Origin of the sequence: Micromonospora sp. ATA51 (assembly GCF_016802855.1) — a bacterium.
Classification (GTDB): Bacteria; Actinomycetota; Actinomycetes; order Mycobacteriales; family Micromonosporaceae; genus Micromonospora; species Micromonospora sicca.
Genome location: NZ_JAEVHJ010000040.1, coordinates 1 through 25,639, shown reverse-complemented (window position 1 = coordinate 25,639; position 25,639 = coordinate 1). Strand labels below are relative to the sequence as shown.

25 protein-coding genes, 1 tRNA gene and 5 pseudogenes are annotated in these 25,639 nt (G+C 71.7%); 12 read left to right on the top strand and 19 right to left on the bottom strand.

What is annotated here, in order from left to right:
• Positions 1 to 40: 40 nt before the first annotated feature.
• On the bottom strand, positions 41 to 445 hold the full coding sequence (locus JNW87_RS09735; protein ID WP_238453522.1) for a helix-turn-helix domain-containing protein: 405 nt from the start codon (positions 443 to 445) through the stop codon (positions 41 to 43).
• 94 nt (positions 446 to 539) lie between these two features.
• On the opposite strand from JNW87_RS09735, the gene JNW87_RS09730 reads away from it, so the two are divergent.
• Positions 540 to 1,367, top strand: coding sequence for an NAD(P)H-binding protein (locus JNW87_RS09730; protein ID WP_238453521.1), 828 nt, complete (start codon positions 540 to 542; stop codon positions 1,365 to 1,367).
• A gap of 55 nt (positions 1,368 to 1,422) precedes the next feature.
• Here JNW87_RS09730 and JNW87_RS09725 read toward each other — a convergent pair whose 3' ends face one another.
• Complete coding sequence (locus tag JNW87_RS09725; RefSeq protein WP_109805678.1) at positions 1,423 to 1,794, bottom strand: VOC family protein; 372 nt, start codon at positions 1,792 to 1,794, stop codon at positions 1,423 to 1,425.
• A 241-nt stretch (positions 1,795 to 2,035) separates the two neighbouring features.
• Between JNW87_RS09725 and JNW87_RS09720 the strand changes: the two are divergent.
• Positions 2,036 to 2,493: pseudogene (locus JNW87_RS09720) on the top strand (hypothetical protein).
• Positions 2,494 to 2,497: 4 nt separating this feature from the next.
• Here the strand turns inward: JNW87_RS09720 and JNW87_RS09715 are convergent.
• From JNW87_RS09715 to JNW87_RS09705, 3 genes and pseudogenes are all read right to left on the bottom strand, one after another.
• The gene (locus JNW87_RS09715) at positions 2,498 to 3,181 is read right to left on the bottom strand and encodes a thymidine kinase (protein WP_375373486.1); all 684 of its coding nucleotides are present in this window, start codon (positions 3,179 to 3,181) and stop codon (positions 2,498 to 2,500) included.
• A gap of 85 nt (positions 3,182 to 3,266) precedes the next feature.
• Positions 3,267 to 4,658: an MFS transporter gene (locus JNW87_RS09710; protein WP_238453519.1), complete on the bottom strand. Its 1,392-nt coding sequence runs from the start codon at positions 4,656 to 4,658 to the stop codon at positions 3,267 to 3,269.
• 16 nt (positions 4,659 to 4,674) lie between these two features.
• Positions 4,675 to 5,441 (bottom strand): annotated as a pseudogene (locus JNW87_RS09705) (glycerophosphodiester phosphodiesterase).
• Positions 5,442 to 5,568: 127 nt separating this feature from the next.
• Here JNW87_RS09705 and JNW87_RS09700 point away from each other — a divergent pair.
• Together JNW87_RS09700 and JNW87_RS09695 are read left to right on the top strand one after the other, a co-directional pair.
• Positions 5,569 to 6,024 carry a helix-turn-helix domain-containing protein gene (locus JNW87_RS09700; RefSeq protein ID WP_238453518.1) on the top strand — a complete coding sequence of 152 codons (456 nt, stop codon included), beginning with the start codon at positions 5,569 to 5,571 and terminating at the stop codon, positions 6,022 to 6,024.
• The gene (locus JNW87_RS09695) at positions 6,017 to 6,397 is read left to right on the top strand and encodes a DUF4180 domain-containing protein (protein WP_238453517.1); all 381 of its coding nucleotides are present in this window, start codon (positions 6,017 to 6,019) and stop codon (positions 6,395 to 6,397) included. The genes JNW87_RS09700 and JNW87_RS09695 overlap by 8 nt, the downstream gene beginning before the upstream one ends.
• Here JNW87_RS09695 and JNW87_RS09690 read toward each other — a convergent pair.
• Together JNW87_RS09690 and JNW87_RS09685 are read right to left on the bottom strand one after the other, a co-directional pair.
• Positions 6,398 to 7,239: pseudogene (locus JNW87_RS09690) on the bottom strand (SDR family NAD(P)-dependent oxidoreductase). It lies immediately after the preceding gene.
• 71 nt (positions 7,240 to 7,310) lie between these two features.
• On the bottom strand, positions 7,311 to 8,084 hold the full coding sequence (locus JNW87_RS09685; RefSeq protein ID WP_238453516.1) for a 1-acyl-sn-glycerol-3-phosphate acyltransferase: 774 nt from the start codon (positions 8,082 to 8,084) through the stop codon (positions 7,311 to 7,313).
• Between the two features lie 179 nt (positions 8,085 to 8,263).
• Here JNW87_RS09685 and JNW87_RS09680 point away from each other — a divergent pair, with 179 nt between their 5' ends.
• On the top strand, positions 8,264 to 9,676 hold the full coding sequence (locus JNW87_RS09680) for a cytochrome ubiquinol oxidase subunit I (RefSeq protein ID WP_238453531.1): 1,413 nt from the start codon (positions 8,264 to 8,266) through the stop codon (positions 9,674 to 9,676).
• A 15-nt stretch (positions 9,677 to 9,691) separates the two neighbouring features.
• The gene (gene cydB, locus JNW87_RS09675; RefSeq protein WP_238453515.1) at positions 9,692 to 10,690 is read left to right on the top strand and encodes a cytochrome d ubiquinol oxidase subunit II; all 999 of its coding nucleotides are present in this window, start codon (positions 9,692 to 9,694) and stop codon (positions 10,688 to 10,690) included.
• A 58-nt stretch (positions 10,691 to 10,748) separates the two neighbouring features.
• Here the strand turns inward: cydB and JNW87_RS09670 are convergent, their stop codons facing one another.
• Positions 10,749 to 11,192: a hypothetical protein gene (locus JNW87_RS09670; RefSeq protein ID WP_238453514.1), complete on the bottom strand. Its 444-nt coding sequence runs from the start codon at positions 11,190 to 11,192 to the stop codon at positions 10,749 to 10,751.
• 91 nt (positions 11,193 to 11,283) lie between these two features.
• Between JNW87_RS09670 and JNW87_RS09665 the strand changes: the two genes are divergently transcribed.
• The gene (locus tag JNW87_RS09665; protein WP_238453513.1) at positions 11,284 to 11,739 is read left to right on the top strand and encodes a MarR family winged helix-turn-helix transcriptional regulator; all 456 of its coding nucleotides are present in this window, start codon (positions 11,284 to 11,286) and stop codon (positions 11,737 to 11,739) included.
• A gap of 63 nt (positions 11,740 to 11,802) precedes the next feature.
• Here the strand turns inward: JNW87_RS09665 and JNW87_RS40220 are convergent.
• The 4 genes and pseudogenes from JNW87_RS40220 to JNW87_RS09645 form a co-directional block, all read right to left on the bottom strand.
• Positions 11,803 to 12,484, bottom strand: a pseudogene (locus JNW87_RS40220) (hypothetical protein).
• Positions 12,485 to 12,551: 67 nt separating this feature from the next.
• Positions 12,552 to 13,010, bottom strand: coding sequence for a peroxiredoxin (locus JNW87_RS09655; RefSeq protein ID WP_309233925.1), 459 nt, complete (start codon positions 13,008 to 13,010; stop codon positions 12,552 to 12,554).
• A 114-nt stretch (positions 13,011 to 13,124) separates the two neighbouring features.
• The gene (gene tnpB, locus JNW87_RS09650; protein ID WP_238453512.1) at positions 13,125 to 14,576 is read right to left on the bottom strand and encodes an IS607 family element RNA-guided endonuclease TnpB; all 1,452 of its coding nucleotides are present in this window, start codon (positions 14,574 to 14,576) and stop codon (positions 13,125 to 13,127) included.
• Positions 14,573 to 15,142, bottom strand: coding sequence for an IS607 family transposase (locus JNW87_RS09645; RefSeq protein WP_238453511.1), 570 nt, complete (start codon positions 15,140 to 15,142; stop codon positions 14,573 to 14,575). Before JNW87_RS09645 ends, tnpB begins: the two co-directional genes overlap by 4 nt.
• Positions 15,143 to 15,375: 233 nt before the next feature.
• Here JNW87_RS09645 and JNW87_RS41405 point away from each other — a divergent pair, with 233 nt between their 5' ends.
• A complete protein-coding gene (locus JNW87_RS41405; protein WP_349881247.1) occupies positions 15,376 to 15,453 on the top strand; it encodes a putative leader peptide in 78 nt (25 codons plus the stop codon).
• Positions 15,454 to 15,717: 264 nt separating this feature from the next.
• Positions 15,718 to 16,251: pseudogene (locus tag JNW87_RS09640) on the top strand (flavin reductase family protein); the annotation flags it as partial.
• Between the two features lie 188 nt (positions 16,252 to 16,439).
• Here the strand turns inward: JNW87_RS09640 and JNW87_RS09635 are convergent.
• Together JNW87_RS09635 and JNW87_RS09630 are read right to left on the bottom strand one after the other, a co-directional pair.
• Positions 16,440 to 16,895, bottom strand: a complete 456-nt coding sequence (locus JNW87_RS09635; protein WP_089010393.1) for an Rrf2 family transcriptional regulator — start codon at positions 16,893 to 16,895, stop codon at positions 16,440 to 16,442.
• 7 nt (positions 16,896 to 16,902) lie between these two features.
• The gene (locus tag JNW87_RS09630) at positions 16,903 to 17,817 is read right to left on the bottom strand and encodes an AraC family transcriptional regulator (RefSeq protein WP_238453510.1); all 915 of its coding nucleotides are present in this window, start codon (positions 17,815 to 17,817) and stop codon (positions 16,903 to 16,905) included.
• 157 nt (positions 17,818 to 17,974) lie between these two features.
• On the opposite strand from JNW87_RS09630, the gene JNW87_RS09625 reads away from it, so the two are divergent.
• Positions 17,975 to 18,751 carry a glucose 1-dehydrogenase gene (locus JNW87_RS09625; protein WP_109802304.1) on the top strand — a complete coding sequence of 259 codons (777 nt, stop codon included), beginning with the start codon at positions 17,975 to 17,977 and terminating at the stop codon, positions 18,749 to 18,751.
• Between the two features lie 84 nt (positions 18,752 to 18,835).
• On the opposite strand, the gene JNW87_RS09620 is transcribed toward JNW87_RS09625, so the two are convergent.
• Positions 18,836 to 19,267 (bottom strand): SsgA family sporulation/cell division regulator, encoded by a 432-nt coding sequence (locus JNW87_RS09620; protein WP_007457244.1) that lies wholly within the window; start codon positions 19,265 to 19,267, stop codon positions 18,836 to 18,838.
• A gap of 294 nt (positions 19,268 to 19,561) precedes the next feature.
• On the opposite strand from JNW87_RS09620, the gene JNW87_RS09615 reads away from it, so the two are divergent.
• Positions 19,562 to 20,104, top strand: a complete 543-nt coding sequence (locus tag JNW87_RS09615; protein ID WP_375373485.1) for a TIGR02611 family protein — start codon at positions 19,562 to 19,564, stop codon at positions 20,102 to 20,104.
• A gap of 52 nt (positions 20,105 to 20,156) precedes the next feature.
• Positions 20,157 to 20,228: transfer RNA gene (locus JNW87_RS09610), tRNA-Val, on the top strand.
• Between the two features lie 79 nt (positions 20,229 to 20,307).
• On the opposite strand, the gene JNW87_RS09605 is transcribed toward JNW87_RS09610, so the two are convergent.
• The 4 genes from JNW87_RS09605 to JNW87_RS09590 form a co-directional block, all read right to left on the bottom strand.
• Positions 20,308 to 21,528 carry a site-specific integrase gene (locus JNW87_RS09605; RefSeq protein WP_238453508.1) on the bottom strand — a complete coding sequence of 407 codons (1,221 nt, stop codon included), beginning with the start codon at positions 21,526 to 21,528 and terminating at the stop codon, positions 20,308 to 20,310.
• Positions 21,528 to 21,725, bottom strand: coding sequence for an excisionase family DNA-binding protein (locus JNW87_RS09600; protein ID WP_109799918.1), 198 nt, complete (start codon positions 21,723 to 21,725; stop codon positions 21,528 to 21,530). The genes JNW87_RS09605 and JNW87_RS09600 overlap by 1 nt, the downstream gene beginning before the upstream one ends.
• Positions 21,722 to 23,290, bottom strand: a complete 1,569-nt coding sequence (locus JNW87_RS09595; RefSeq protein WP_238453507.1) for a replication initiator — start codon at positions 23,288 to 23,290, stop codon at positions 21,722 to 21,724. Before JNW87_RS09595 ends, JNW87_RS09600 begins: the two co-directional genes overlap by 4 nt.
• Before the next feature lie 598 nt (positions 23,291 to 23,888).
• Positions 23,889 to 25,094 carry a low temperature requirement protein A gene (locus JNW87_RS09590; protein WP_236647286.1) on the bottom strand — a complete coding sequence of 402 codons (1,206 nt, stop codon included), beginning with the start codon at positions 25,092 to 25,094 and terminating at the stop codon, positions 23,889 to 23,891.
• Between the last annotated feature and the right edge of the window lie 545 nt (positions 25,095 to 25,639).

Below are 25,639 nucleotides of genomic sequence, written 5' to 3'. Positions count from 1 at the left end.
CGCGCGGGCCGCTACGCTGACCGGTCGAGCCCGACGGCGATCAGAGCCGGCGGGCGCCGGGCCGCTCGCGGGCGTCGTAGTCGTCTCGGGCCCGGTCGACCCTGTCGAGGTTGGCGGTGGACCACTCGGCGAGCGTGGCGAACAGCGGCGCGAGGCTGCGCCCCAGGTCGCTGATCTCGTACTCCACCCGGGGCGGGACCTCCGGGTGGTAGGTGCGCACGACAAGGCCGTCGCGTTCCAGTTGCCGCAGCCGCTGGGTGAGCACCTTCGGGGTGATGGTGCCGAGGCGGCGGTCCAGCTCGACGAACCGCTGCCGGCCGTACTCGTGCAGCGCCCAGAGGATGGGCGTGGTCCAGCGGCTGAACACGATGTCGACCACCGGGGCGATCGGGCAGGCCTGCTCCGGGTCGACGTCCACTCGGGACGCCGGGGTGGTGCTGGTCACATTCACTCCCTCGGGCCATTACTTTCCTCTAGGTACCTACTATACGCAGGAAGGTACCGTCCTCTCAGTCCACAGCGAACTGGGAGGAATTGTCATGATCGTGGTGACGGGAGCGACGGGGAACGTGGGACGGCCGCTGGTGCGGGCGCTGGCGGCGGCCGGCGAGCAGGTGACGGCCGTGTCGCGGCAGGTGTCTGCGGCGGACGTACCAGAACGGGTGCGCCCGGTGACGGCCGACCTGGCCCACCCGCCGGGCCTGAAGGCGACGCTCGACGGCGCGGAGGCGCTGTTCCTGCTGCTCACCGGTGACCTGCTGGCCGGCGGCGCCGACCTCGGCGGCATCCTCGACGCCGCCCGGGACGCCGGCGTACGGCGGGTCGTCCTGCTGTCCTCGCAGGGCGTCGCGACCGGGCGGCACCCCGCCGGACCGGAGGAGGCGGTGACCGGGTCCGGTCTGGACTGGACGGTGCTGCGCCCCGGCGGGTTCCACTCCAACGCGCTGCAGTGGGCCGGGACGGTCCGGGCGCAGCGGCTGGTCGCCGCACCGTTCGGCGACGTTGCGCTGCCGACCGTCGACCCGGCCGACATCGCGGCGGTCGCCGCCGTCGCGCTGCGGGAGCCCGGCCACGCCGGTGCGACGTACGAGCTGACCGGGCCGGAGCCGATCTCGCCGCGGCAGCAGGCGGCGGCGATCGGGCGGGCGCTGGACGAGCCGGTGCGCTTCGTCGAGCAGACCGCCGCGCAGGCCCGGGCGCAGCTGCTGCGCTTCATGCCCGAACCCGTCGTGGCGGCGACCCTCGGCATCCTGGGCACTCCCTCGCCGGCCGAGCAGCGGGTGAGCCCCGACGTCGAGCGGGTCCTCGGCCGCCCGCCGCGCCCCTTCGCCGAGTGGGCGCTGGGCAGCGTCGACGCCTTCCGCTGACGACCCGGCCACCGGCCCGCCGGGCGGCGCACGGCCGCCCGGCGAGGCGCGGTGCTCAGCCCTGCGGGCGGGGGCAGATGCAGAACGGCTGGCCGATCGGGTCGATCAGCACCACCCAGCGTTCGCCGCCGGGCTGGAACTCCGGCTTCGCCGCGCCGGCCGCCACGAACTCCTTCTCCGCCACCGTGAGGTCGTCGACGTAGAGGTCGAGGTGGTAGCGCTTGCCGGCGGTCTCGTCGGGCCAGGCGGGCGGCGCGTAGCCGGGCACCAGCCCGAACCCGATCGAGACCCCGTCCTTGCTGATCATGGCGTATTCGGCCTGGCTGTGGGTGATCTCCCAGCCCAGCACGCGGGAGTAGAACCCGGCGTGGGCGGCCGGGTCGGAGCTGTCGAGGTTGACCATGGCGAGGTCGGCGGTCACTGTCATGCCGGCCAGTCTCCCCGCCGTACCTGACACCTTGTGGCAGGTACGGCGGGCCGTTCTCAGCAGAGCAGTTCCCGGTGCCGGTGCGCGTCGGCGGCGATGTCCCCGCGCCGGCGCCGCGCCGCGCCCACAGCCGGGCGGCCGCCTCGGTCTGCGTCGCGCCGACGGTAGACGATGCCGTGGCCGGCGTGACACGGGCGGAGTTCCTGCGCGGGGACGTATCGGGCGCTTACGGTCGAAGCTGATGGGCAGCAGGGAGACGTGGAGCAGGCCGGCCCGGGGGCGCCGACCGGTGCGGACCGGCTTGGTCCTGGGCGGCTTCGGGGTGGGCCTGTGCCTGATCGGGGTGGCCGGCCTCGCCGTGTGGAACGTGCAGGTGGTGATGCAGGCCACCGGGCCGGTGCGGGAGACGGCCGACGGGTTCTTCCACGAGGTGTCCGCCGGCGACACCGACAAGGCGTACGAGCGGTTGTGCAAGGACACCCGCAGCCGGTGGAGCGCGGTCGGTTTCGGCAGTTGGGTGCGGACCCCGCCGCAGGTCAGCGGCTACGAGATAACCGACCTGTCGATCTCCACCCTGCGCGGGCGCCGCGTGCCACGGTGACGGTGCGGGTGACCCGCGACGGGGGGGCCAGCGAGGAGCGCAAGCTCCCCGTGATCCAGGAGAACGGGAAGTGGCGGGTCTGCGGGGACCCGTTCTGACGTCTCAGCCGCGCGGGCCGAGGTCGCCGGAGCGGTAGTGGCGGCGGCAGAGCACCTGGTAGCGCACGTCGGCGCTGTCCATGGTGTCGCCGATGACGACCTGCTCGCCCTCGCGGACCACCCGCCCGTCGACCACCCGGGCGTTGAGCAGCCCTTCCCGGCCGCACCAGCAGAGCACCTCGACCTGGATGCGGGCCACCTCGTCGGCGAGCTCGAACAGTCGCTGCGCGGCCGGGAACAGGCAGGAGCGGAAGTCGGTGGCCAGGCCGAAGGCGTACACGTCGACGTCGAAGTTGTCGACCAGTTCGGCCATCTGCTCGACGTGCTCCAGGTTGTAGAAGGAGGCCTCGTCGCAGATCAGGTAGTCCACGCGTACCCCCTCGGCCCAGGCGTCGCGGACCAGGTCGCGCAGGTCGAGGGCGTCGTTGACCTCGATGGCGGAGTGGGCCAGGCCGATGCGGGTGGTGACCTGCGGGCCGAGTGACCGGTCGATGCGGGTGGTGACCAGCCCGCGCCGGCCCTGCCGGGCGTGGTTGTAGTTCATCTGCAGGGCCATGGTGGACTTGCCGCAGTCCATCGGCCCCCAGAAGAACTTCAGCGCGGCGGCGTGCAGCGGCCGCCCGTCGACGCCGCGGGCGGCGGCGCAGCCGGTGCGGGTGTCGTCCGGTCCGGGGAGGGGCCGGGCCAGGCAGATCGGGGCGGCAGCGGCTTCGGTCACGTCGGGGCAGCCTAGTCGATCGATCCGCGCCGATCAGGACGGTGCGCGGCGGTCGCTACAGCACCCGGGGCGGGGTGTTGCCCGCAGCGACGATCGCCCGCCGGATCGGCACGGCGGCCAGCAGCGCGAACCCGACCACGAAGAAGATCAGCAGTGAGACCAGGCCCACCCGGTAGGAGGCGGTGAGCTGGAACACCAGGCCGAAGGCGAGCGGCCCGAGCCAGCTGGTGCCCTTGTCGCTGATCTCGTAGAAGCCGTAGTACTCGCCCTCCTTGCCGGCGGGGATGAGCTGGCTGAACAGCGACCGGCTCAGCGCCTGGCTGCCGCCCAGGACCAGGCCGATCGCCCCGCCGAGGACCATGAACGGCAGCGGCGCCTCGGCGGGCAGCCGGAACGCGGCGATGATCACACCGGTCCAGAGCACCAGGCTGATCAGCACGGTCTTCCACGCGCCGATCCGCCCGGCGAGCGCGCCGAGCGCCAGCGCACCGCCGAAGGCGAGGAACTGCACCAGCAGGATCGTCGTGATCAGCGTGCTCTGCCCCAGCCGCAGCTCCTTGGTGCCGTACTGGCTGGCCAGGGTGATCACGGTCTGGATGCCGTCGTTGTAGACCAGGAAGGCGAGCAGGAAGAACAGCGTCAGCGGGTACGCCTTGATGTTCCGCAGGGTGTGGCCGAGCTGCCGGAACCCGTCGGTGAGCACGTTGCCGCCGCCGACCCGGGCCGCCGCGGCGGCGGCGGGATGTTCGCGCAGCCAACGCAGCGGCACCAGGGTGAACGCCGCCCACCACACGCCCGCGGACACGATCGACCAGCGGGCCAGGTCGAGGGTGCGCTGCGGGTTGCCCTCCTCGCTGAGCATCGTCACCGCGACCAGGTTCAGCGCGAGCAGCAGGCCGCCACCGAGGTAGCCGATGGCCCAACCGCGGCTGGAGATGCCATCGCGTTCGTCGGGCCCGCCGAGCTGCGGCAGGAACGAGTTGTAGACGACCACGGCCGCGCCGAAGGAGATGTTCGCGACCAGGAACAGCGCCCCGCCGAGCAGGTAGCGCTCGCCGGCGACGAAGGCGAAGGCGGTGGTGGCGCCGGCGCCGGTGAACGCGGCGATGGCCAGCAGCCGCTTCTTGTGCATCGACCGGTCGGCGATCGCGCCCATCACCGGCAGCACGAACACGGTGAGGAAGACCGACAGCGAGATCAGGTACGGGTAGTAGGAGCCGGCGGCGACCCGGATGCCGAGCGGGTGCACGTACCCCTCGCAGCTGTCCGCGCCGAGTTCACAGCCGGCGGCCAGTTCGGTGACGGTGGTGAGGAACGGGCCGAGGAAGACGGTGATGACCGTGGTCTGGAAGGCCGAGTTGGCCCAGTCGTAGAGGTACCAGCCGCGCCGTTCCCGGCGGGTGCTCGACGGGGGCTCGTGCAGGGTCGGGCTGACCGTCTCGGCCATCGGGGTCCTCGTGAGTTCAGGCGGCCCAGTGGCCGCGGCTGCGGTAGACGTCGCGCAGCACGCCGACGTGATCGGTCATGATGCCATCCACGCCGAGATCAAGTAAGTCGTGCATCTCGTCAGGTTCGTCGATCGTCCAGACGTGCACCTGCAACCCGATCCGGTGGCAGTACGCCAGGAATCGCCGGTCGACCACGGGGATGCGCCCGTAGCGGACCGGGACCTGGGCGGCGACCACGGACGGCGGCAGCCGCAGCGACCGTCCGTGCAGGGAGGCCATCCGCAGCCGGGCCACGCCGCGCATGCCGAGGCTGGTGGCGACCTTCGGCCCGGCCAGGGCGCGCAGCCGGGTCAGCCGGGCGTCGCTGAAGGAGGCCAGCAGCACCCGCTCGCCGGCGCCGGTCCGGGTGACGGTGGCGACGGTGGGTTCGACGCCGCCGTCGGCCTTGACGTCGATGTTGAAGCGGATCTCCGGCCAGGCGCCGAGGACCTCGTCGAGGCGGGGCACCACGGCGGCGCCGCCGACGCGTACCGAGGCCAGGTCGGCCCAGCGCAGGTCGGCGATGCGCCCCGGCTCGCCGGTGAGCCGGCGCAGGGTGGCGTCGTGGAAGACCACCGCCACGCCGTCGGCGGTGGCGTGCACGTCGGTTTCGACGTACCGGTAGCCCAGGGCGATGGCGCGGGCGAACGCGGCGGCGGTGTTCTCGTCGCCGTCGGCCGCGCGCCGCGGTGGGCGAACGCCAGGGGCGCGGGGGCGTCGAGGTAGCCGGAGCGGGGCTGCACGCCCGGCAGTATGACCGCCCGTGGTGGCGCCCGGGTGACCGGCCGGCGATCACCTCGGGCCGGAAGCGCGACGCGACGGACAACCCCCGCTCCCTATCGTTACCTATCCCACCTATGATGCGGCCTGATGAGTGAAGATATGTACTCGGTGGAGCAGGTGGCCGAGCGGCTCGGCCTGCACCCGCGCACCGTGCGCGGCTACATCCGCGCCGGCCGGCTCCGGGCGGTGCGGATCGGCAAGCAGTACCGGATCGCCCGCGCCGACCTCGACGCGCTGACCGGCCGGCCGCCGGCGGCCCGGCCCGCCGCGGTTCCCGCGGTGGAGGTGTCGAGCATCGTGCAGGTCGACGGCGTCGACCGGGCCGCGGCCGAACGGCTGGGCACCCTCGTCCTGGCCGGGGTGAACACCGTCCACGACCCCGCGCACCCCCTGCGCGTCCAGACCGTCCACGACGAGGAGCGCCGGCGCATGAAGATCGTCATCCTGGGTGGCGCCGCGGCCACCGCCGACGTACTGCACCTGCTCGACGCCGTCCTCGTCGGCGACAACGGCCTGCTCGCCGGGGAGGCCGCCCATGCCTGACGTGGTGCAGCAGCGGATGGGGGTGCCGGTGCTGGTGTGCGACCCGGCCGGCCCGCCGGTGGCCACCGTGGCGGACGCGTTGGACCTGATCGGCGCGGCGTTCCTCGGCGCCGAGGTGGTGGCCGTGCCGGCGAGCCGGCTCGACCCGGACTTCTTCGCCCTGGGCACCCGCTTCGCCGGGGAGATCATGCAGAAGTTCGTCAACTACCGGCTGCGGCTGGCCGTCGTCGGTGACATCTCGCGGCACCTCGCGGCCAGCGCGGCCCTGCGCGCCCTGGTCCACGAGTCCAACCGGGCCGAGCACGTCTGGTTCGTCCCGGACCTCGACGCGCTGGACGCCCGGCTGGCCGGGGCGCCGTCGCACCGAGGTTGATCAGGCCAGCCAGCCGGCGGTGATCGTGGCGACGGCGCGGCCGTCGAGGTCGGCGAGTTTCGCCCCGACGAACTGCCGGGCGGTGGTGGAGGTCTGCACGCGCGGCGCCGGCTCCGGGTCGGTCAGGGTGGCGACCACCGCCGCGGCGGCGTCCGCCGGGGACTGGGCGGCCGCGAACGCGCCGGCGGTGCGGTCCAGGTACGCCCGCAGCGCCGCGCGTACACCCCGGCCTGCGTCGACGGCGCGTCCCGGTCGACGCCGACGTTGGCGACGAACTCGCTGGCCACCGCGCCGGGCTCGACCACGGTGACGAGGACGCCGACGGTCGCGGCGACCGGGGCGAGGGCCTCCATGAAGCCCTCGACGGCGAACTTCGCCGCGCAGTACGCCTCGTTGAACGGCTGCCCGACCACTCCGCCGACGCTGGTGACCGTGACGAGCCGTCCCCGACTGGCACGCAGGTGCGGCAGCGCGGCCCGGCTGACGTGCAGGACGCCGAAGAAGTTGACCTCCATGACGGCCCGTACGTCGTCGACGGTCTCCTGCTCCAGGGTGCCCACGTGCCCGGCGCCGGCGTTGTTGACCACCGCGTCGAGGCGCCCGTGGTCGGCGATCACGCCGGCCACGCAGGCGGTCACCGAGGCCGGGTCGACGACGTCGAGCCGGCGTACCTCGACCAGGTCGGCGACCCCGGCGGCGTCGGCGGCGCGGCGCAGCGCGTCAGCGCGCGACACGTCGCGCATGGTGGCCACGGCCCGCCAGCCGGCCCGGGCCGCGCCCACGGCGATCTCCAGGCCGATGCCGCTGGACGTGCCGGTGATCAGCGCGGTCGGTGCGCTCATGGCTGCCTCCTCCGCGGGACGTGGTGTCCCGGCCCGAAGAGTCTCACCCTTCGCGTTGACTCGAAGGCAAATCAGCCGGCCGTGTGCCGCCGGTGCGATCGGGTGGTCTCGCTGGGGCGGCCGGGGTCGACGTGCCGGGGGCGGTCCGGCTCGTCGGGGCGCAGCGGCCCCAGGTCGTCGGTGATCGCGTCGATGATCCGGTCGGTGGCCCGCCGGGCCGCCCCCGGGGCGCCGGGGGGCAGGTCGGGCAGCACCACCGGGGCGCCGAAGTGCACCCGGATCGTCGGCCGGCGCAGCAGGGCCCGGGCGAGGCCGCGCAGCGCCCCCTTGGGCGCGCGGTACGGCAGCACCTCGTGGGAGCCCCACTGGGCGACGGGGATGACGGGGGCGCCGCTGGCCAGGGCGAGCCGGGCGGCGCCGGTCTTGCCGCGTTCGGGCCACATGCCCGGGTCCAGTCCGATCCGCCCCTCGGGGTAGAGCAGGATCAACGAGCCGCCGGCGACGGCCGCCACGGCGGTGTCGAGGGCCTGGTGGACGGAGGCGCTGCCCCGCTCGACGCGGATGTGTCCGGCCCGGCGCATCAGCGACCCGATGACCGGGGTGCGGAACAGCCCCGCGGTGGCCATGATCCGCGGGGCGACGCCCCGGGCGCGGCAGGCGGCCGCGAGGACCACCGGGTCGAACGGGCTGATGTGGTTGGCGGCCAGGATCAGCGGCCCTCGGCGCAGTTCGGCCGGCACGTCGCCGGTGACCTCGAGGTGGGCCAGCGCGCCGACGATGGCGCGGGCGAGCAGTTGGGCGGCGCGCCAGAGCAGCGGCGGTCGCCACGGGGTCGGGGTGTTCATCAGTGCTGGATGGTCGCACGCGTCGGGGTGAGCGGGGGACCCGATCCCGGTGGCCGGCCGGCAGAGGTGATCAGGGTCATTGGTCCCGGGTGGGGTCGGGACCCCCGGCCCTGCCCAATTCTCTACGACGCCCGGTAGTATTTACTACGTATCGTAGTATGCGCAGCTGGGGGTTTCAGGTGGACGCGTTGGACGTCGCCCGCTGGCAGTTCGGTGTCACCACCGTCTACCACTTTCTCTTCGTGCCGTTGACCATCGGGCTGTCGGTCCTGGTGGCCATCCTCCAGACCCTGTGGCACCGCACCGGCGACGAGCGGTACCTCAAGCTCACCAAGTTCTACGGCAAGCTGTTCCTGATCAACTTCGCGATGGGTGTGGTCACCGGCATCGTGCAGGAGTTCCAGTTCGGCATGAACTGGAGCGACTACTCGCGCTTCGTCGGCGACATCTTCGGCGCCCCGCTGGCCATCGAGGCCCTGGTCGCGTTCTTCCTCGAATCCACCTTCATCGGCCTGTGGATCTTCGGCTGGGACCGGCTGCCCAAGCGGGCGCACCTGGCCAGCATCTGGGTCGCCGCGATCGGCACCAACCTCAGCGCGTACTTCATCCTCGCCGCGAACTCGTTCATGCAGAACCCGGTCGGCTACCGGATCAACCCGGACACCGGCCGCGCGGAGCTGACCGACTTCCCGGCCGTGCTGACCAACAAGGTCGCGCTGATCACCTTCCCGCACACCCTGGCCGGCTCGTTCCTGGTCGCCGGGTCACTGATCGTCGCCGTCGGCCTGTGGCACGTGATCCGCAACCGGGACAGCGCGGACACCGGCGCCTACCGCTTCGCCACCAAGTTCGGCTCCTGGGTGGTGCTGGTCTCCTCGGCGCTGGTGCTGTTCACCGGCGACATCCAGGGCAAGATCATGACCGAGGTGCAGCCGATGAAGATGGCCGCCGCCGAGGGCCTCTACACCACCGAGAGCCCCGCCTCGTTCTCCGTGCTCACCGTCGGCAGCCTCGACGGCAGCCGCGAGGTCTTCGCCATCAAGATCCCGTACCTGCTGTCGTACCTCGGCACCGGCGACCCCAACGGCACCGTCCACGGCATCGACGACCTGCAGGCCCAGTACGCCAGCCAGTACGGCGCCGGCAGCTACACCCCGATCATCCCGGTCACCTACTGGAGCTTCCGCTTCATGATCACCTTCGGGATGGCCGCCGCCGCGATCGCCCTGCTGGTGCTCTGGAGCCAGCGCAAGGGACGCACCCCCACCAGCAGGTGGCTGCTGCGCGCCGGCCTGGTGATGCCCGTGCTGCCGCTGCTGGCCAACTCCTTCGGCTGGATCTTCACCGAGATGGGCCGCCAGCCGTGGATCGTCTTCGGCGAGATGCTCACCCGCAACGGCGTGTCCCGCAGCGTCTCGCTGACCGAGGTCCTCACCTCCTTCACCGCCTTCACCCTGATCTACGCCACCCTCGCCGTGATCGAGTTCAAGCTGCTGGTCCGCTACGCCAGGGCCGGCGTACCCGACCTCACCCCGGCGCCCGTCGACGACACCACCGACGACGCCGAGCGTCCGCTCGCCTTCGCCTACTGATCCCCGGAGCCCATCGTGGAACTGACGACCGTCTGGTTTCTCCTCGTCGCCGTGCTCTTCACCGGCTACTTCATCCTCGAAGGCTTCGACTTCGGCGTCGGCATGCTGCTCCCCGTCCTCGGCCGCGACGACCGGGAGCGCCGCGTCCTGATCAACACCATCGGCCCGGTCTGGGACGGCAACGAGGTCTGGCTGATCACCGCCGGTGGCGCCATGTTCGCCGCCTTCCCCGAGTGGTACGCCACCCTCTTCTCCGGCTTCTACCTGCCGCTGCTGCTGATCCTGCTCGCGCTGATCGCCCGCGGCGTCGCCTTCGAGTACCGGCACAAGCGCCCCGAGGCGTCCTGGAAGCGCCGCTGGGACCGGGCGATCTTCTTCGGCTCGCTGCTGCCGGCGATCCTGTGGGGCGTCGCGTTCGCCAACATCCTGCGCGGGGTGCCGCTCGACGCCGACCACGAGTACGTCGGCGGCCTGCTCGACCTGCTCCACCCGTACGCCCTGCTCGGCGGCCTGACCACCCTCGCCCTGTTCCTCACCCACGGCGCGGTGTTCATCGCCCTGAAGACCACCGGCGAGATCCGCGAGCGGGCCGCCGCGCTGGCCGTGCGGCTCGGCGTCGGCGCCGCCGTGGTCGCGGTGGCCTTCCTGGCCTGGACGCTGACCATCCGCTCCAGCGCCGCCGCCGTCGTGCTCGCCGTCGCTGCGGCCCTCGCCCTGCTCGGTGGTCTGGCCGCCGCCCGGGTACGCCGGGAGGGCTGGGCGTTCGCCGGCACCGCGGTGGCGATCGCCCTGGCGGTGGCGACCCTGTTCGCGGCGCTGTTCCCGAACGTGCTGCCGTCGACCCTGGACGCCGCCGGGACGCTCACCGCGACGAACGCCTCCTCCACCCCGTACACCCTGAAGATCATGACCTGGGTGGCCGTGGTGTTCACCCCGATCGTGCTGGCCTACCAGGGGTGGACGTACTGGGTTTTCCGCAAGCGGATCGGGGTAGTGCACATTCCGCAGCACTGACGAGTCTGCGGGTGCGGGAGGCGGGCGTGCGAGGGGGTCGCACCGGCCCGCGGGGTGTTCAGGCCATCGCCAGTTCGGCGTCGGCTCGCTGCTTGAGCAGGGTGAGGACGCGTCCGGCGACCTCCATCTCGGCGGCGGGGATGTCCGCGTACAGCCGGGCGGTGATGCCGGCGAGCGCGTCGGCGATCCGGCCCTGCCGGGCCCGGCCGACGTCGGTGAGCGCGAGACCGGACCCGCCGGCGGGCAGCGCCCGGAGCAGCCCGGCGTCGGTCAGCTCGGCGAGTGTCGTCCCCACCGCCGACTCGTCGACCTTCAGGGCGCCGGTCATCCGCTGGACGAGGGCCCCGCGCTCGACGGCCCCGCCCTCGGCGGCGACGGCGTTGAGCGCGACGGACTGGGCGAAGGTGATCCCCATGGTGGCCAGCTCGCGTTCGAGCACCGCCCGGGTGGCGTAGTGGGCCTGGCCGATGACCTGGCCGGTGAGGACGGGTGTGCGGGACATGGCTGCTCCTTTGTTGGTAACTCCAACGTTGGTTCAGCCAACATATCAGGAATCGTGGGTAGAGCCAACGGTTGCTGATATGGTCCCCACCATGGAGCCCACCACCGGCCCGGCGGCCCCCGCCCGGCTGCGGACGACCCCGAGCTGGCTGCTCACCCAGACCGCCGCCCACGCCGCCCGCCTGGTCGCCGACGGGCTCGGCGCGCTCGACGCGCGCGGCTACCACTACCGGCTGCTCGCCGCCCTCGACGAGCTCGGCCCGGCCAGCCAGGCCGAGCTGGGACGGCGCTGCGGCATCGACCGCAGCGACGTGGTCGCCGTGCTCAACGAACTCGCCGCGAAGGACCTGGTCCGCCGCGCACCCGACCCCGCCGACCGGCGGCGCAACGTGGTCACCCTCACCACCGCCGGCCGCCGCGAGCTACGCCGGATGGCCGACACCCTCGACCGGGTCCAGGACACCCTGCTCGCCCCCCTGTCGCCGACCGACCGCGACGAGCTGACCCGGCTGCTCACCACCCTGCTCGACCACCACAGCGGCCGGTAGCCCCACCCCCAACCGCCCCCGCCCGTGCGACGGCCCCGACGAGCCGCCGCACGGGACACGCCGTCAGCGGGCGTCGCGCAACTCCGCCAGCCGCGCCTCGATCTCCGCCAGCTCCGCGCGCAGCTTCTCCGCCTGCTGCTCCGCCTCCGCCCGCTCCGCGGCCATGATCTGCTCCACCGCCTCCTGCACCCCCGGCACGTCCACCAGCGCCACCATCCGCAGCGCCTCCGCCGGCTTCACCACGTACGGCTTCGCGAGCGCCTTCGCGCCCTGCTGCGCCGCCACCGTCCACTCACCCTCGGCGTACGCCAACGTCACCGTCAGCCCGGCCGGGCCCTTCGGCTTCGCCGCCTTCACCGGCCGCGCGCCGGCTTCGCCTCCACCTGCTGCTCCACCTTCGGCTCCTCCTGACGCGGCGCCGGCACCCGCGGCGTGTCCAACACGAACTCCGGCTCCGCCGCGCGGCCGGCTCCTCGACCTGCGGCTTCGGCTCCGCCGCCACCTTCCGCCCCGTGCCGCGCGGCGCGACCGCCACGTCGGCGGGGGAGAAGGGCAACTCGTCGCGGCCGAACCGCACCACCACGAACTCCTCCGACACCGCCGGATCGGTCAGCTCCACCACCTGGCCGACCTGACCCGCCACCTGACCCGCCGCCGCCGTGAACACCACCCTCGGCTTACGGCCCGCGGCCAACGCCTCCCGGATGCCTTGCACCTCGTCAGTGGACAAACCCTGGCCCGCCATCACAGCCCTCTTCCGTACATACGTTTGATTGCAGCCTTGATACCAGCCGGCTGCGACACCGCGAAGATCAGGCCCCCAGCGCCCGCAACGCCGCGTCCGCGTGCTCGTTCATGCTCAACTCGCTGTGCACCACCGCCAGCACCCGCCGGTCCTGGCCGATCACGAACGTCATCCGCCGCGTGCTCAACGCCCCCAACGGCAGCCGCCGCCGCACCCCGAACGCCTCCGCCACCACGCCGTCGACGTCCGACAGCAGCGGATAGTCGAACCCGTGCCGCCGGGAGAACTCCGCCTGCTTCTCCACCGGATCCCGGCTGATTCCCACCCGCTGGGCGCCCACCGCCGCGAACTCCGCCGCCAGATCGCGGAAATGACAGCTCTCCGCCGTGCACCCCCGCGTCATCGCCGCCGGGTAGAAGAACAACACCGCCGGCCCCGCCGCCAGGAACTCCGACAACCGCCGCACCGTCCCCGTCTCGTCCGGCAGCGCGAAATCGTCCACCAGATCCCCGACACCCACACCCACCGCGCACCTCCGCTGATCGATCCGACGCGGGGAGCCTAGGCGATCACCCGTTGCTGATCCCATCGTCAGGTGTCAGCAATCCGTGCGTTTTCGCATGGAAGGTCCGTAACGGTGTCACCGCAATGTGAGGGTCGCGGTGTCCTGATGACGGTCTCTCGCTTCCGCCTGCCGCTGTGGTGGCAGGGTTGCGCCACCTGCCCGCCCCGCCCCGGCCATACGGCTGGGGAGGGTGACGCGGGTCTTCTGGTCGGCTCCACGAGGCTTCGGCGCTTTCGCGCCCCGGTCTCCGGCCACTCCGGTGCCGGTGGTGCTGGCCGCCGCAAGGGCGGCGAGGTTGCAGGCGGCGTTAGCGTCCCGGTCCATCACCAGGCCGCATACATCGCAGCAGAAAGCGCGCGTGTGCAGCGGCAGTTTGGCTTTCACCGCGCCGCACCCGCAGCAGGTCTTCGAGGAAGGGAACCAGCGATCGGCGACATGGACCTGTCCACCGTTCCAGCCGGTCTTGTAGGTCAGTTGTCGCCGGATCTCTCCGAATCCGGCGTCGGCGATCTTCCTTGCCAGGCGCCGATTGCGGAGCATCCCGGCGACATTCAGGTCTTCGACCACCACGGTGCCGTACTCGGCGCTGATCGCGGTGGTGAGTTTGTGCAGCGCGTCGGTACGCAGGTTCGCCACCTGGTGGTGTACCCGGTTACGTTCCGCGTTGGCTTTCAGCCACCGTTTCGAGGGCGTCTGGCCGGTGCGCCGGTCCAGCCCTCGGCGGCGGGAAACCCGCCGCGACAGGCGTTTGAGGGCCTTCAGGGCGGTGTCGTAGTGGCCCGGGTTGGGCACGTGGCGGATCTCGCCTTGACTGTCGGCGAGGACGGCGAGGCATTTCACGCCCAGGTCCACCCCGACCGCGACGTCCGGGCGGGCCGGGGTGCGCTCGGCGCGTTCGACCTCGACTTGGAAGGAGACGAACCAGCGCCCGCGCTCGAACCTCACAGTGGCGCAGAGGATGCGGGCGCTGCCGCCTGCGATACGGCGCTCGAGCTTGCGTGTGGATTCGTGGGTGCGGATCGTGCCCAGTCTGGGCAGGGTGACATGACGGCGGTCCGGCTCCACGCGGATCGTGCCGGTGGTGAATCGGCAGGCCAAGCGCGCCTTGTGTTTCGACTTCCGGCGGGGCACACCCATCCGCCCGCCCTTGCGCTGCCCACGCTTGGACTCGGCGTAGTTGTCAAACGCGGCGGCGGCGTTGGCGAGGCCGGTGTTGTAGGCCTCCTTGGAGTTCTCCTCCCACCAGTCGGCAAACCGCGGATCGGTGCGCTTGACCTGATTGAACGCCTTACGCAGGGCCGGCAGCGACCACGGCCGCCACGCGGTCAACTCCGGCCCGGCGAGCCCGTAGGACTCTTCGGCGCGGCGCTGCCACCACGACGCCGACACCCAGCCCACCGCCCAGTTGTAGGCCGCGCGGGCTGCGCCGCAGTGCGAGCGCAGCGCCTGCTCCTGCGCGGCGTTGGGGTCCAGAGCGAACCGGTACGCCTGCACCACGAAGCCCGGCCGCGGCTGGAACTTCTTCACTCGGCCTCCGCTGCGGCGCGCAGTGCGGCGTCGGCCCGGTGTCGGGCCCACCGGCGCCCGTACAGGCGGGCGCACATCGAGGTCAGCACCTCGGTCATGTCCCGCACCAGATCATCGCTGGCCTCCTGTGCATCGAGGATGATCAGGCGACGGCCCGCGGCGGCCAGGGCGGCCTCCAGGTGCTCCACACCGAAGCGGGCCAGACGATCGCGGTGCTCGACCACGATCACCGCCGCTTCGGGGTCGGCGAGGACACAGGCGAGTTCGCGACGCCGGCCGTTCAGTCCGGAGCCGACCTCCGTGACGACTTCACCCACCGCAAGCCCGACCCTGGTCGCTCCCGCGACCACCCGGGCAACCTGCCGATCCAGGTCAGGCTTCCGGTCGGACGAGGACACCCGGCAGCACGCCACCACCCGGCCAGCCGCAGGGACGTCAGGCTCCTGCACCAGCCAAGTCCCGGTAGCGGTACGCACCACTGGCACGGGCATCTTGCCGTCCCCAGCCCACCGCCAAGCGGTCTGGTAATGCACACCGTTGCGTGCCGCCCACTCGCCCAACCTCACGCGACTATCCTATAAGGACACTGATAGAAGATGAAACAACGCGCAACAGCTAATAACCCCGTGGAATCCGCACTGGACGGTGCCCCGGACTCCCGTCTGAATCTCTAGTCAACGGGTAGGTCTTAAGGGGTGACAAATGCTGGTGGAGAAGGGTTGTAACAAAGTATGCGGCGCGCATCCCACTGTGTGGAAGGGCGTTGACCGGGCCGGAGAGCGCCCGGCAGCATGAGGTCATGTCGCAGCGGGACGAGCTTCTCCTCACCGCTCGCGTGCACGTTGACCTGGTCCGGCACGCGAGCGCGCTCTGTTGAGCTGACCGGTTCCACCGGCTCGGCTTCCCGTCCTCGCACCTTCTCCGCCCGTCCGCTCCCGTCGCCGGCGCACCGTCGCCCGGCCCGGTGCGGCGTGCCGTCGCGCCCTCGTGGGCTTCCTCCACCCATCGTGGACAGATCAGGAGATCCCTCCATGGCCTCACCCCGTCAACCGTTGCGGCGCACCCTCGCCGCCGTCGCCCTGCTCGCCTTCACCACCACCGCCCGCTGCGGCGCCGACGCCGCCCGTGAGCTGGTGACGGCGTGACCAGCGTGGACCGGCCGGGGGCCGGCGCCGTCGAGCTGCGCCCCGTCGATCGGGACCTGTTCCGCACCCTGCTGCGGCGGCAGGCGGCCACGGTCACCGTGGTCACCGCGCCCGGCCTGGCCGCGAACCGGCACCTGCCGGCGCTGCCGCCGGCCGGCTTCACCGCCACCTCGTTCACCTCGGTGTCGCTGGATCCGCCGCTGGTGTCGTTCTGCCTGGGCCGGGAGTCGTCGAGTTGGCCGACTGTGGAGCGGGCGGAACACCTGGCGGTGCACCTGCTCGCCTCCGGCCAGCAGGAGGTGGCACCGAACGTCGCCACCAGCGGCATCGACCGGTTCGCCACCCACCGGGGCTGGACGCAGGGACCGTTCGGGGTGCCGCTGATCGACGACGCCCTGGCGGTGCTGCTGTGCCGGGTGGTCCGCCGGATCGAGGCCGGCGACCACACCATCGTGCTCGGCGAGGCCCTCGCCCTGGGCACGGGGGAGGACGGCGACCTCCTGGTCCACCACGGCGCCGGCTACACCACCACGTTCGGGCCGTGGCCGTCGCGTGGTGACCGCCGCGGCGGCGGAGGACCTGCCCGCCCTCGACCGGGCCGCGCTGGACTACGCCGAGGCGGTCCGGACGCGGTGACGCTGGGCCGGCACCGCCGGGCGGGGCGCCGGTGCGGTCGCTATGCAGCTGATGTCGTCAATGAATCAGCCGCGGGGACCCGTCAGCGGGGCTCCCAGGCGTCGGGGCGGGCGATCAGCTTGCGGACGTGCCCGGGCAGCTTCCCGCTGGCCATCTCGGCCAGGCTCACCTCGTCGACGACCTGGCGGACGGCGGCGCGGACGGCCACCCAGAGCCGGGGCAGGTTCTCGGCCGCGCCCGCGTACTGCGTCTCCTCGGGGCGCAGCCCGCGCACCCCGGCCAGCGGGCCGTCGACGGCGCGGAGGATCTGCCCGATGGTGACGTCGCGGGGTGGGCGGGCCAGGGTGTAGCCACCCTCGGCGCCGCGCTGGGCGCGGACGATCCCGGCCCGGCGCAGGTCGGCCAGGACGGCCTCGAGGAACTTGCGGGGCATGTCCTGCTCGGCGGCGATGGCCTGGGTGGACAGCAGGGCGGGGTACGCGGTGGCCAGGCTCAGGGCCGCCCGGACCGCGTAGTCGCCACGCGCGGAGATCTGCACTCTGTCATCATGCCCGGCCGTTGGGCACCGGCGCGTCGGCGGGCGGGCGCGGGCGCACCATCCGGACAGGTAGGGGCTGTTCCCGGACGGCCCGGAAGGCTCCCGGGCTGACCCCGACCTCGCGGGTGAAGAACCGGCCGAAGTTGGTCGGCTCCGGGAAGCCGAGCCGGCGGCCGATCCGGGCGATCGGCTCGTCGGTGGCGGCGAGCAGCCGGCTGGCCTGCAACGCCACCCGCTCGTCGATGACCTGCTTGGCGCTGCGGCCGGTCACCGCCAGGCAGGCCCGGGTGAGGGTACGCACCGAGCAGCCGAGCTGCGCGGCGTAGTCCTCGACCCGGCGGGTGTGCTGGTAGCCGCGTTCCACTTCCCGGCAGAGCCGGTGGAAGGTCTCCGACTCGGGGCGCGGCGCGGGCCGTTCCTCCGCGGCGCCGAGCAGGCTGAGCCGCAGCAGCAGCACGGCGAGCTGGTGCCGCAGCAGCGCCCGGGCGGCGGGCACCCCCCGATGCCGGTCCGCGTCCACCGCCAACTGGGTGACCTCACCGATCACCGCGTCCTCGTCCTCGCCGGCGAGCTGCCGGTACGTCGGCACGGCGTCCGGGTCGACGTCCAGCCCGCGCAGCGTGCCGGCGCCCCAGCGGACTACCGTCGCGTCCAGGTGGGCGCCGAGGCAGCGCAGCACCTGGCCGGGGCGGGCGCGCAGCAGGGTGCCGGGTCGGCAGGGCAGCGCCCGGAAGTCCAGTTCGGCGCTGCCGTGTCCGCCGGTGACCAGGATCAGCAGGTCGGCGTCGAGCAGCACCGGGCGGCGCCAGCCGGGTTCGGCCGCCAGGTCGCCGAGCGCGCCGATGGTGATGTCGTCGGCGTCCCCCTCGGCGGGGGACAGGTCGGTACGGGTGGCCGGGGAGAGCTGACCGGGAGTGACCATCGTCCCGACGTTAACGGTCTCCTGCCCAGCTTGCATCTCGACGCCACGACTGCGGGGGTGGGCTTGTCGCCGCAGTCGCCCGCCGACTAGGTTACCGATCGGTAGCGCCCGGGTCGGCGGACCACCCCCGGCCCCGCCGACTCGCGATGGGATGGGCATGACGGATCTGTTCTCGGTCGAAGGCAAGACGGTCCTGGTCACCGGCGGCTCGCGGGGGATCGGGCTGATGATCGCCCGGGGCTTCGTGCGGGCCGGCGCGAAGGTCATCATCTCCTCCCGGAAGGCCGATGTCTGCGAGCGGGTGGCCAAGGAACTCTCCGCCGAGGGCCATTGCGAGGCGATCGCCGCGGACCTGAGCCACGACGAGGGCGCGCAGGGGCTGGCCGCCGCGGTGCGCGAACGTACCGACCGGCTCGACGTGCTGGTCAACAATGCCGGCGCGACCTGGGGCGCACCGCTGGAGGACTATCCGGAGGCCGCGTTCGACAAGCTCTGGGCGGTCAACGTCAAGGCCGTCTTCCGGCTCACCACCGCGCTGCTGCCGGCGCTGCGCGCGGCAGCCAGCGTCGACGACCCGGCCCGCGTGATCAACATCGGGTCGATCGACGGTCTCCGGGTGCCGTTCATGGAGGTGTACGCGTACTCGGCCACCAAGGCGGCCGTGCACATGCTCACCCGCAGCCTCGCCCACCAGCTCGCCGGCGAGCGGATCACGGTCAACGCGATCGCGCCCGGACCGTTCGAGAGCAAGATGATGGCGTTCGCGCTGGACGACCCGGCCGCCCGGTCGGCGATCGAGCAGCAGGTGCCGCTGGGCCGGATCGGCCGCCCCGAGGACATGGCGGGCACGGCGATCTACCTGTCGTCCCGCGCCGGGGCGTATCTGACCGGAGCGGTGATCCCCGTCGACGGCGGGATCACCACGCACGGCTGAGTCGGGCACGCCCACGGCGTACCCGATCAATGGTGGCCGGAGCCGCGCGGACTCGGCAGATCCGCGCGGCCCCGGGTTGCGTGGTCAGCGGCCGGCGAGCAGCCGGTTCACCGCCGTGTCGACGTCCAGGTGCTCGGCCTCGCGGCCGCGCGGGACGACGACGTAGGTCCGCCGCAGGAAGCGCACGAGCACGCTGCGCGGGACCTCGAAGAGGGCGTTGCCGTCCGGGGACGACAGCGCGAGCGCGACGAAGTCGCCGCGCGGGGTGGCCCACGGCCAGACCCGGACGTCGCCGATGCCGGCTGGCTCGTCGAGCCCGGTGACCAGCAGTTCGCGGGCGAACGACCAGCTCACCGCCTCACCGCCGGCGGATTCGGCGTGGAACAGGACATGGACCGCATACGGGTCAGCAGGGTCGTAACGCAGACTGGCACGCACCGGCAATGCGGTGGCGTCAGGCGCGACGAGCCTTAGCGACGTCTCGACCTCTACGGTCGTCGGTCGGATGACACTCATGGACGTTCTCCCCCCGGCACCGCTGCGGAACGCGCGTGTCCCGCTTTTCCCATACTCAGGTGCTACTCCTGGCTACGCTCCGCCATACGCTGACTTCACCCAGTGGTGGGAAGACGGTCGGAAAGCCTCCGAGAATGTGAAAATTCTTCTAGGATTTGCCGATTCGCCCAGACCGTGGTGCCGCCCGGCATCGGGTGGTTCAGTCGTCGACTTACTCCGGTAACGTCCAGTCCTCAGCAGGGGTGACGGTCCCGGGCGACACTGGGGGTGGAAATGGTCAGGAGGGGTCCCGCAGTGGATCCGACGACCACGGCCGACCCACCGAAAGGAGCGGCCCGAGCAGCCGAAAGGCGGGGGTACGGGGTGTCGACGGAGCGTTCCGAGGGCGGCTCCCGCGGCTCGTCCGGCCGCCCTGGCGTCCCCGTCGTCGCTCGGCGTCGCAGCAGCTGGCGCGAGCGGGTGCACACCACCCTCGAGCTGATCCGGGCCAACCCCACCGGCCGGATCACCCTCAAGATCTTCATCGCCATCGCGGGCGCCATCGTCGTCACTGTCGGTATCGCCCTGATCCCGCTGCCCGGGCCCGGCTGGCTGCTGGTGATCGCCGGGCTGGGCATCTGGGCGGTCGAGTACCACTGGGCGCGACGGCTGCTCGGCTTCACCCGCCGACATGTACATGCCTGGACGCGATGGGCGACCAGTCGGTCACTACCGGTGCGGATCGTGCTCGGCGCGGTCGGCCTCGTCTTCGTGGCCGTGGTGGTGTGGCTGTCGCTCAAGTACAGCCTCGGGATCGACCTGGTGGCCCGGGCGCTGCACTACCTCGCGACGCACTGACGACCCGGGTTTTTCGTCTGCGTTCTCGATCGGGTAGAGTCATCGGCGCTGAGGGCGATTAGCTCAGCGGGAGAGCGCTTCGTTCACACCGAAGAGGTCACTGGTTCGATCCCAGTATCGCCCACGCAGGTCAAAGGCCACTTCCCGGGTTCGGGAGGTGGCCTTTCTGCTTGCGTACAGCAGTTAAGTACAGCAGCGGTGCTTCAATGGCCGAGGGAATCGCCGAGGCGCTTGAGTGCTTCCCGCGTCGCCTTGGACGAGACCTGGGTGTAGATCTCCATGGTCACGGAGAAGCGGGCGTGCCTCAGCACCTGCATGGCGACTCTGGGGTGGACGTCGAGGTCGGCGAGCAGCGTGGCGCAGGTGCGCCTGGCGTCGTGGACGGTGATCGGCTTGACGTTGGCCTTCTCGCACCTTGTCTGCCAGGAGCGCTGGAAGTTGCGCGGCTCGATCGGTGTGCCATAGCGGGTGGTGAATAGGAGGCCGGTTTCGTGCCACGCGTTGCCGGCGGCTGCTCGTGCCTCGTCGCGTTGTTCGCTTCGTAGCTTGAGCGCCGTCAGGCAGATGTCGGGCAGGGGGAGGGTGGCATCGGACGCCTGGGTCTTGGTGTCGCGGTGCAGGAGCTGGCCGCGTACGCGTTGCAGTTGGCGGCCGATGGTCAGCTCTCCGGCGTCGAGGTCGACGTCCTCCCAGGTGAGCCCCAGCGCCTCGCCCTTGCGGAGGCCGACGACGAGGACCAGGGCGTAGGCGGCGTAGAGCGGGTCCTCGTCGGCGCGGGCAGATTCAAGGAACTTGCGCGCCTCGTCGCTCGACCACGACTTGCCCCGGCGGCGGCGGGCCGTGGCGAGGGTGACCGGCACGGCCGGGTTCTTGGTGATGAGGTCTTCGGCCTGGGCGTGGGTGAGGGCGGCCCGCAGCGCGGCCCGGATGTCGCTGACCGTCCGAGTGGACGGGAGAGCCTGGCAGCAGCGACCAACCGCACAGCAGCGACGCTTCTCCTTCCGGCGTGCGGCGTCCTTGCCCTGTGCGCAGCACTGGCAGGTGCGGGCCACCTGGTTGATCCACGTCTGCACGTCGCGGGATTGGAGGCGGTCGAGCCGCTTTGCGCCGAGACCGGGGGAGATGTAGCGGCGGACGAACGTTTCGTAGGTCGCGTAGGTCAAGGGTGCTCGGTTCGGTTGGATGATCTCGGTCAGCCAGTAGGTGAGGAAGCTGCCGACCGTGGGGACGCTGGTCGCCACCGGTCCCTGCTTCGCCTGCTGGTGCAGCTTGATCCACTTGTCGTGGACGGCCTCGCGGGTCTTGCCGTAGACGTACTTGCGGGTGCGCCTGCCGTCGGGCTTCTCGACCCAGACGTAGGCGGCGAAGCCGTTCCGGTACGGGAAGATCGATCCTTCGCCGTTGGCTCGTGCGCGGGCGGGCATCAGGCGGCCTCCTGGCGTTCGACCTTTTCGCGGATGTAGTCGTCGACCCATTCGGGCAGGATGCGGCGGTACTTGCCGTCCTTGATGGAGCGCAGCTCGCCGGTGGCGATCTTCATCTTGACCTTGGAGATGCCGAAGCCGAGCAGGACGGCGACCTCGGCGGGGGAGTACCAGCGCGGGGTGAGGTTTCGGCTCATGCGGCGGCCCCGGTGCGCCAGGCTTCGTGGGCGAGTTCTTCCCGGCCGATGCGCCTGCTCTCGCGTCGCTGCCTGGCGGCGGTGTTGGCGAGCAGCGCGTCACCTTCGGTCAGCCAGCCTGAGCCGGAGTAGGTGAGTGTGCCGACGGTGATGGTGTCGGCGGGTTCGTCGTCTTCGGTGCGGCGGTAGGTGGCGCGGGTGTCGCGGAGCAGGCGGAAGGTGACGGAGTAGCGGCGGGCCTTGGTGAGGAAGTGGCCGCCGAAGCCGAGCATGTGGGCCCAACGGCGCAGCCCGGCGTAGGCGCTGAGTTTGGTGTCAAGGCTGTCTTGACGGTCGTCGCCTGTTGCGGCGCCGCTGGCGGTATCGGTGCCGGTGGGCCTGCCGAGGTGCCAGCAGGCGTCGATGAGGCGGGCGAGGTGGTCGCCTTCCGGGTCGGCGTAGTCGTCGATCGTGGCGGGGGTGAACCGGGTGAACTGATGGCCGGTGGCTTCGGTGGCCTTGGTGGCGTACTTGGCCAGGTAGGCGGCCACCTTGCCGTCCGTCAGCTCGCCGCCGGCGCTGTTGATCCGGCGGACGTCGACCTGCTCGCCCCAGGCGACCACCCAGCCTTCGGGTCGGTCGGGGTGCCGGGGTGTGGTGACAGTGATCTGGCGAGCGGCGGCGTGGACGGCTTCCTCTAGGTCGTCGACGGTGATGCCGGCCGGCGGTGGCACGAGGACGTCCGGGTCGTCGGGGTCGACGCCGTCCAGTCGCAGCAGACAGTGAAAGTGCACCGCCGCCCGGCACTGCATCTCGGCGACCTTGCCGTGCGACACCCGCACGGGCGGCACCCACCGGACCTTGCCGGAGGAGGTGAGGACCCGAACGAGCGGAATGCCGCGCTTCCGGCAGAGTGCGGCGAGGTGGCGTTCGATGGCCTGCTTGGTGCGCCGCCACAGCTCGCCGGAGAAGTAGTTCCAGACGACCTGGTGGTCGTGGTCGTAGCAGTCCAGGCACAACGGCCGGCCGAGCCGCGGATCGTCGGCGTCGTGCCGGGCGAAGCACGCCGCTGGCTGCCCGTGCTTGCAGGTGCCGGCGTTACTTCGGGCGCGGCAGGGTGCCGGTCGGCAGTCGCAGCGCTGCCGGCTGCGGCAGGTGTGGCGGGGGACGTGCCGGTGGTGGACCGCGCCGAACGAGGGGGCGGTGAAGGTGGCGAAGACGACTGGGTGCCGGCCGACCGAGGCGGGGACGCCCTTGCCGCCGGTCAGGCCGCAGCGAACGAGCTGATAGGCGTCGCCCTGGTAGACCCAGGCGCAGTCCGGGCAGTGCGATTCGCGGCGGTTGCCGCACGCCTTGTAGAGCGTGTGGTCGGGCAGCTCGTCGGTGTGCAGCCGGCTGGTGATGCGGCCGGTGCCGGCGTCGACGGCGGCGATCGTGCCGGTGAGGCGGATCGGGCGGGCACAGCCGCCGGCGGGGCGGGTGTGCTCCAGCCAGCCGGAGAACTCCGGCGTGGCGGCGCGGTGCATGGCCTGGGTGTAACGGCCGACGGCGAGGCCGGGCCGGTACAGGGTGAGCGGGGTGGACACGACTGTCTCCTCATCAGGGGGTGGCAGGGACGAGAGACGAAGCACCACCAGCCGTGGACGGGAGTCCGCTGGTGGTGTTCGTCGTGTCTCCTGGCACCGCCGAGAGGGCGGCTGACGCCGGAGGGCGGAATCGTGGTCTTGCCACTTCCCGCCGATAAGTTGTGTCCTTTCGCGCGCGTGGGCTCGTTGATGAGGGCCGGCACGGGTGGGGAGCCTGGGATGTCGGCATCCGGCGGTGGCCGCAGGCTGCCCCCACCGGTGGAGGTGAGCGAATCCGGGCCATCGTGGACGGCAGGGAAGGCCGTGCTGGGCCGCTCAGCGGATTCAGTGGACCGGCGCAGCGGCCGGTGCGATCGAGAGCCGACGGGACGTGGCCCGCATCAGCGGCAGGAAGGCCGCTCGGCATCTCCGATGTCGAGTCCAGGGATCCGGCAGGAAGGCCGCGCTGGCGTGCTCGACGAGCGCCAGAGTAGCACCGGGTACCGACACGTCAACCCGCCGTGACCTCTCAGGCCGAGGCGGGACGGCCGGCTGCCGGCGTGCCAGGTCTCAGGACGTTCGTGACAGAGGAGTCTCGGAACGTGGGTGACACTTCCGGCTAGCGGGGCGGTGACGGCGGCTCGGGTGGGCGTCCTCGGGCGCGGGCTGCATCGGATAGGGCGATCGCGGCCAGGACGAGAGCAGCGGCGATGGCGATCACCAGCCGCGGCGCCCGGATCATCGCCGGTGAGAGGGCGGCGAGGACCAGGACACCGATCAGCCGGTTGCGGGACACGCGGGCGAAGACCGCGTACTCGAAGATGCCGCGCCCGGCCAGGAACAGCGCGGGTCCACCGAGGATCATGGCGATCCAGATCGGCTCTGCATGTCCGAACGGGTGGGCGAGGACGTGATCGACGCAGTTGGCGGTGATGACGACACCGGCCACCATGATCGGGTGGGAGTAGGTTGCCGAGATGCTGAGGCGGAGCGGATCGGGGGCGGCCGCGATGGCTTCCGCCAGCAGCTGCCCAGCGCGGTAGACATAGATTCGCCACAGCAGCACGGTGGTAGTGAAATACACCAAGGCTGCGACGCTGTGCTCGGCCCCGAAGCCACTGGTGCCGAACGCCAGACCCGTGACCAGGATCAACTCGCCGAGCGCAATGATGAAGAACTGCCGGAAGCGCTCGGACAAGTGCTCGCCCAGGATCGCAAGCTCCGATCGCGCAAGGCGACCCAACCCGGGTGTGGGCAAGCGGAGTGCGGTCGCCGTGTAGTCGACGGCCACCGCCAGCGTCCACAGCGCCAGACGCGCCGTATCGTGCGCGACGGCTCCCGCGATCCATGGCACGGCGGACACGCCGTACCAGAAGAATTGCCGCAGGAAGGCGCGCTGCGCCTGGTGGCCGCGCAGCAGGAGCACGAGGACGACGCTGGCGCCAATCCGAATGGCGACGTACGGGCCCGCGAAGAATAGGCCTCGCTTGCCGAACGCCTCCGGCGTCGCGGCGGCGATCACCAGGATGCCAAGCATGGACGCGATGACCAGCAGCTGTATCAGCGGTTGTTGCGGATCGAACCTGTCGGTTGTCCCCGCAACGCGGGACCAGACCCACCACAGGGCCAGCAGCAACACCAGCGTCTGGAAGGTGCCGATCCACGTCAGATTCTGGAGCAGCCCCTGCGTGAGCCGGAAGAGCGCGAGGACGAACACCAGGTCGAAGAACAGTTCCAGGTACGTTGCCTGCTGCGGCTGCCCGGGTCTCCGCAGCAGCCCGCCCGCCCTACTGGTCGCCATAGGCTCGCCCGCTTCTGCCGTCATTGTCGCTTTGAAGCAGTACCACGCTGCGGGCTCTGGTGGATGCGGATGTGCTGCCCTGGCCCGGGTCGAGTGGCGGCGTTCTACAGGCGGAGTGTCACCCACGTCCCGAGATTGATCTGTCACGCAGGTCCCGAGACCGGACAGCCGGCTGCCGGCCGGTGTGGGAGGACTTTCTGTACGTCTATGGACAGCCGGCTGCCGGCCGGTGTGGGAGGACTTTCTGTACGTCTATCAAGGCGGCCCGCAACGGGCCGCACGCGCCGCCGCCTGGGCGCGCGCCGGCCGCTGCCGCTGTCGCTCTGCGGCCGTCACGCCTGACGCCCGGTGGCTGGCCGGAGAGCGGGAAGCCCGGAGGGCCGCCGCAGAACGACAGGCCGTTGACGGTGAGATGGTGGTCCGGCAGCCGGTCGGGCCGCGCGGCCACGGGCCCGCGCGGCGTGGGGGAGCGCACGCCGGCGCGTCGGCGAGCTGGCGGCGGTCGCGGGGTTGCGGTTACTGCGCCTCCGGCGGGGGCGCTCCGGCTCCAGGATGGCCGGGGCTCCGTC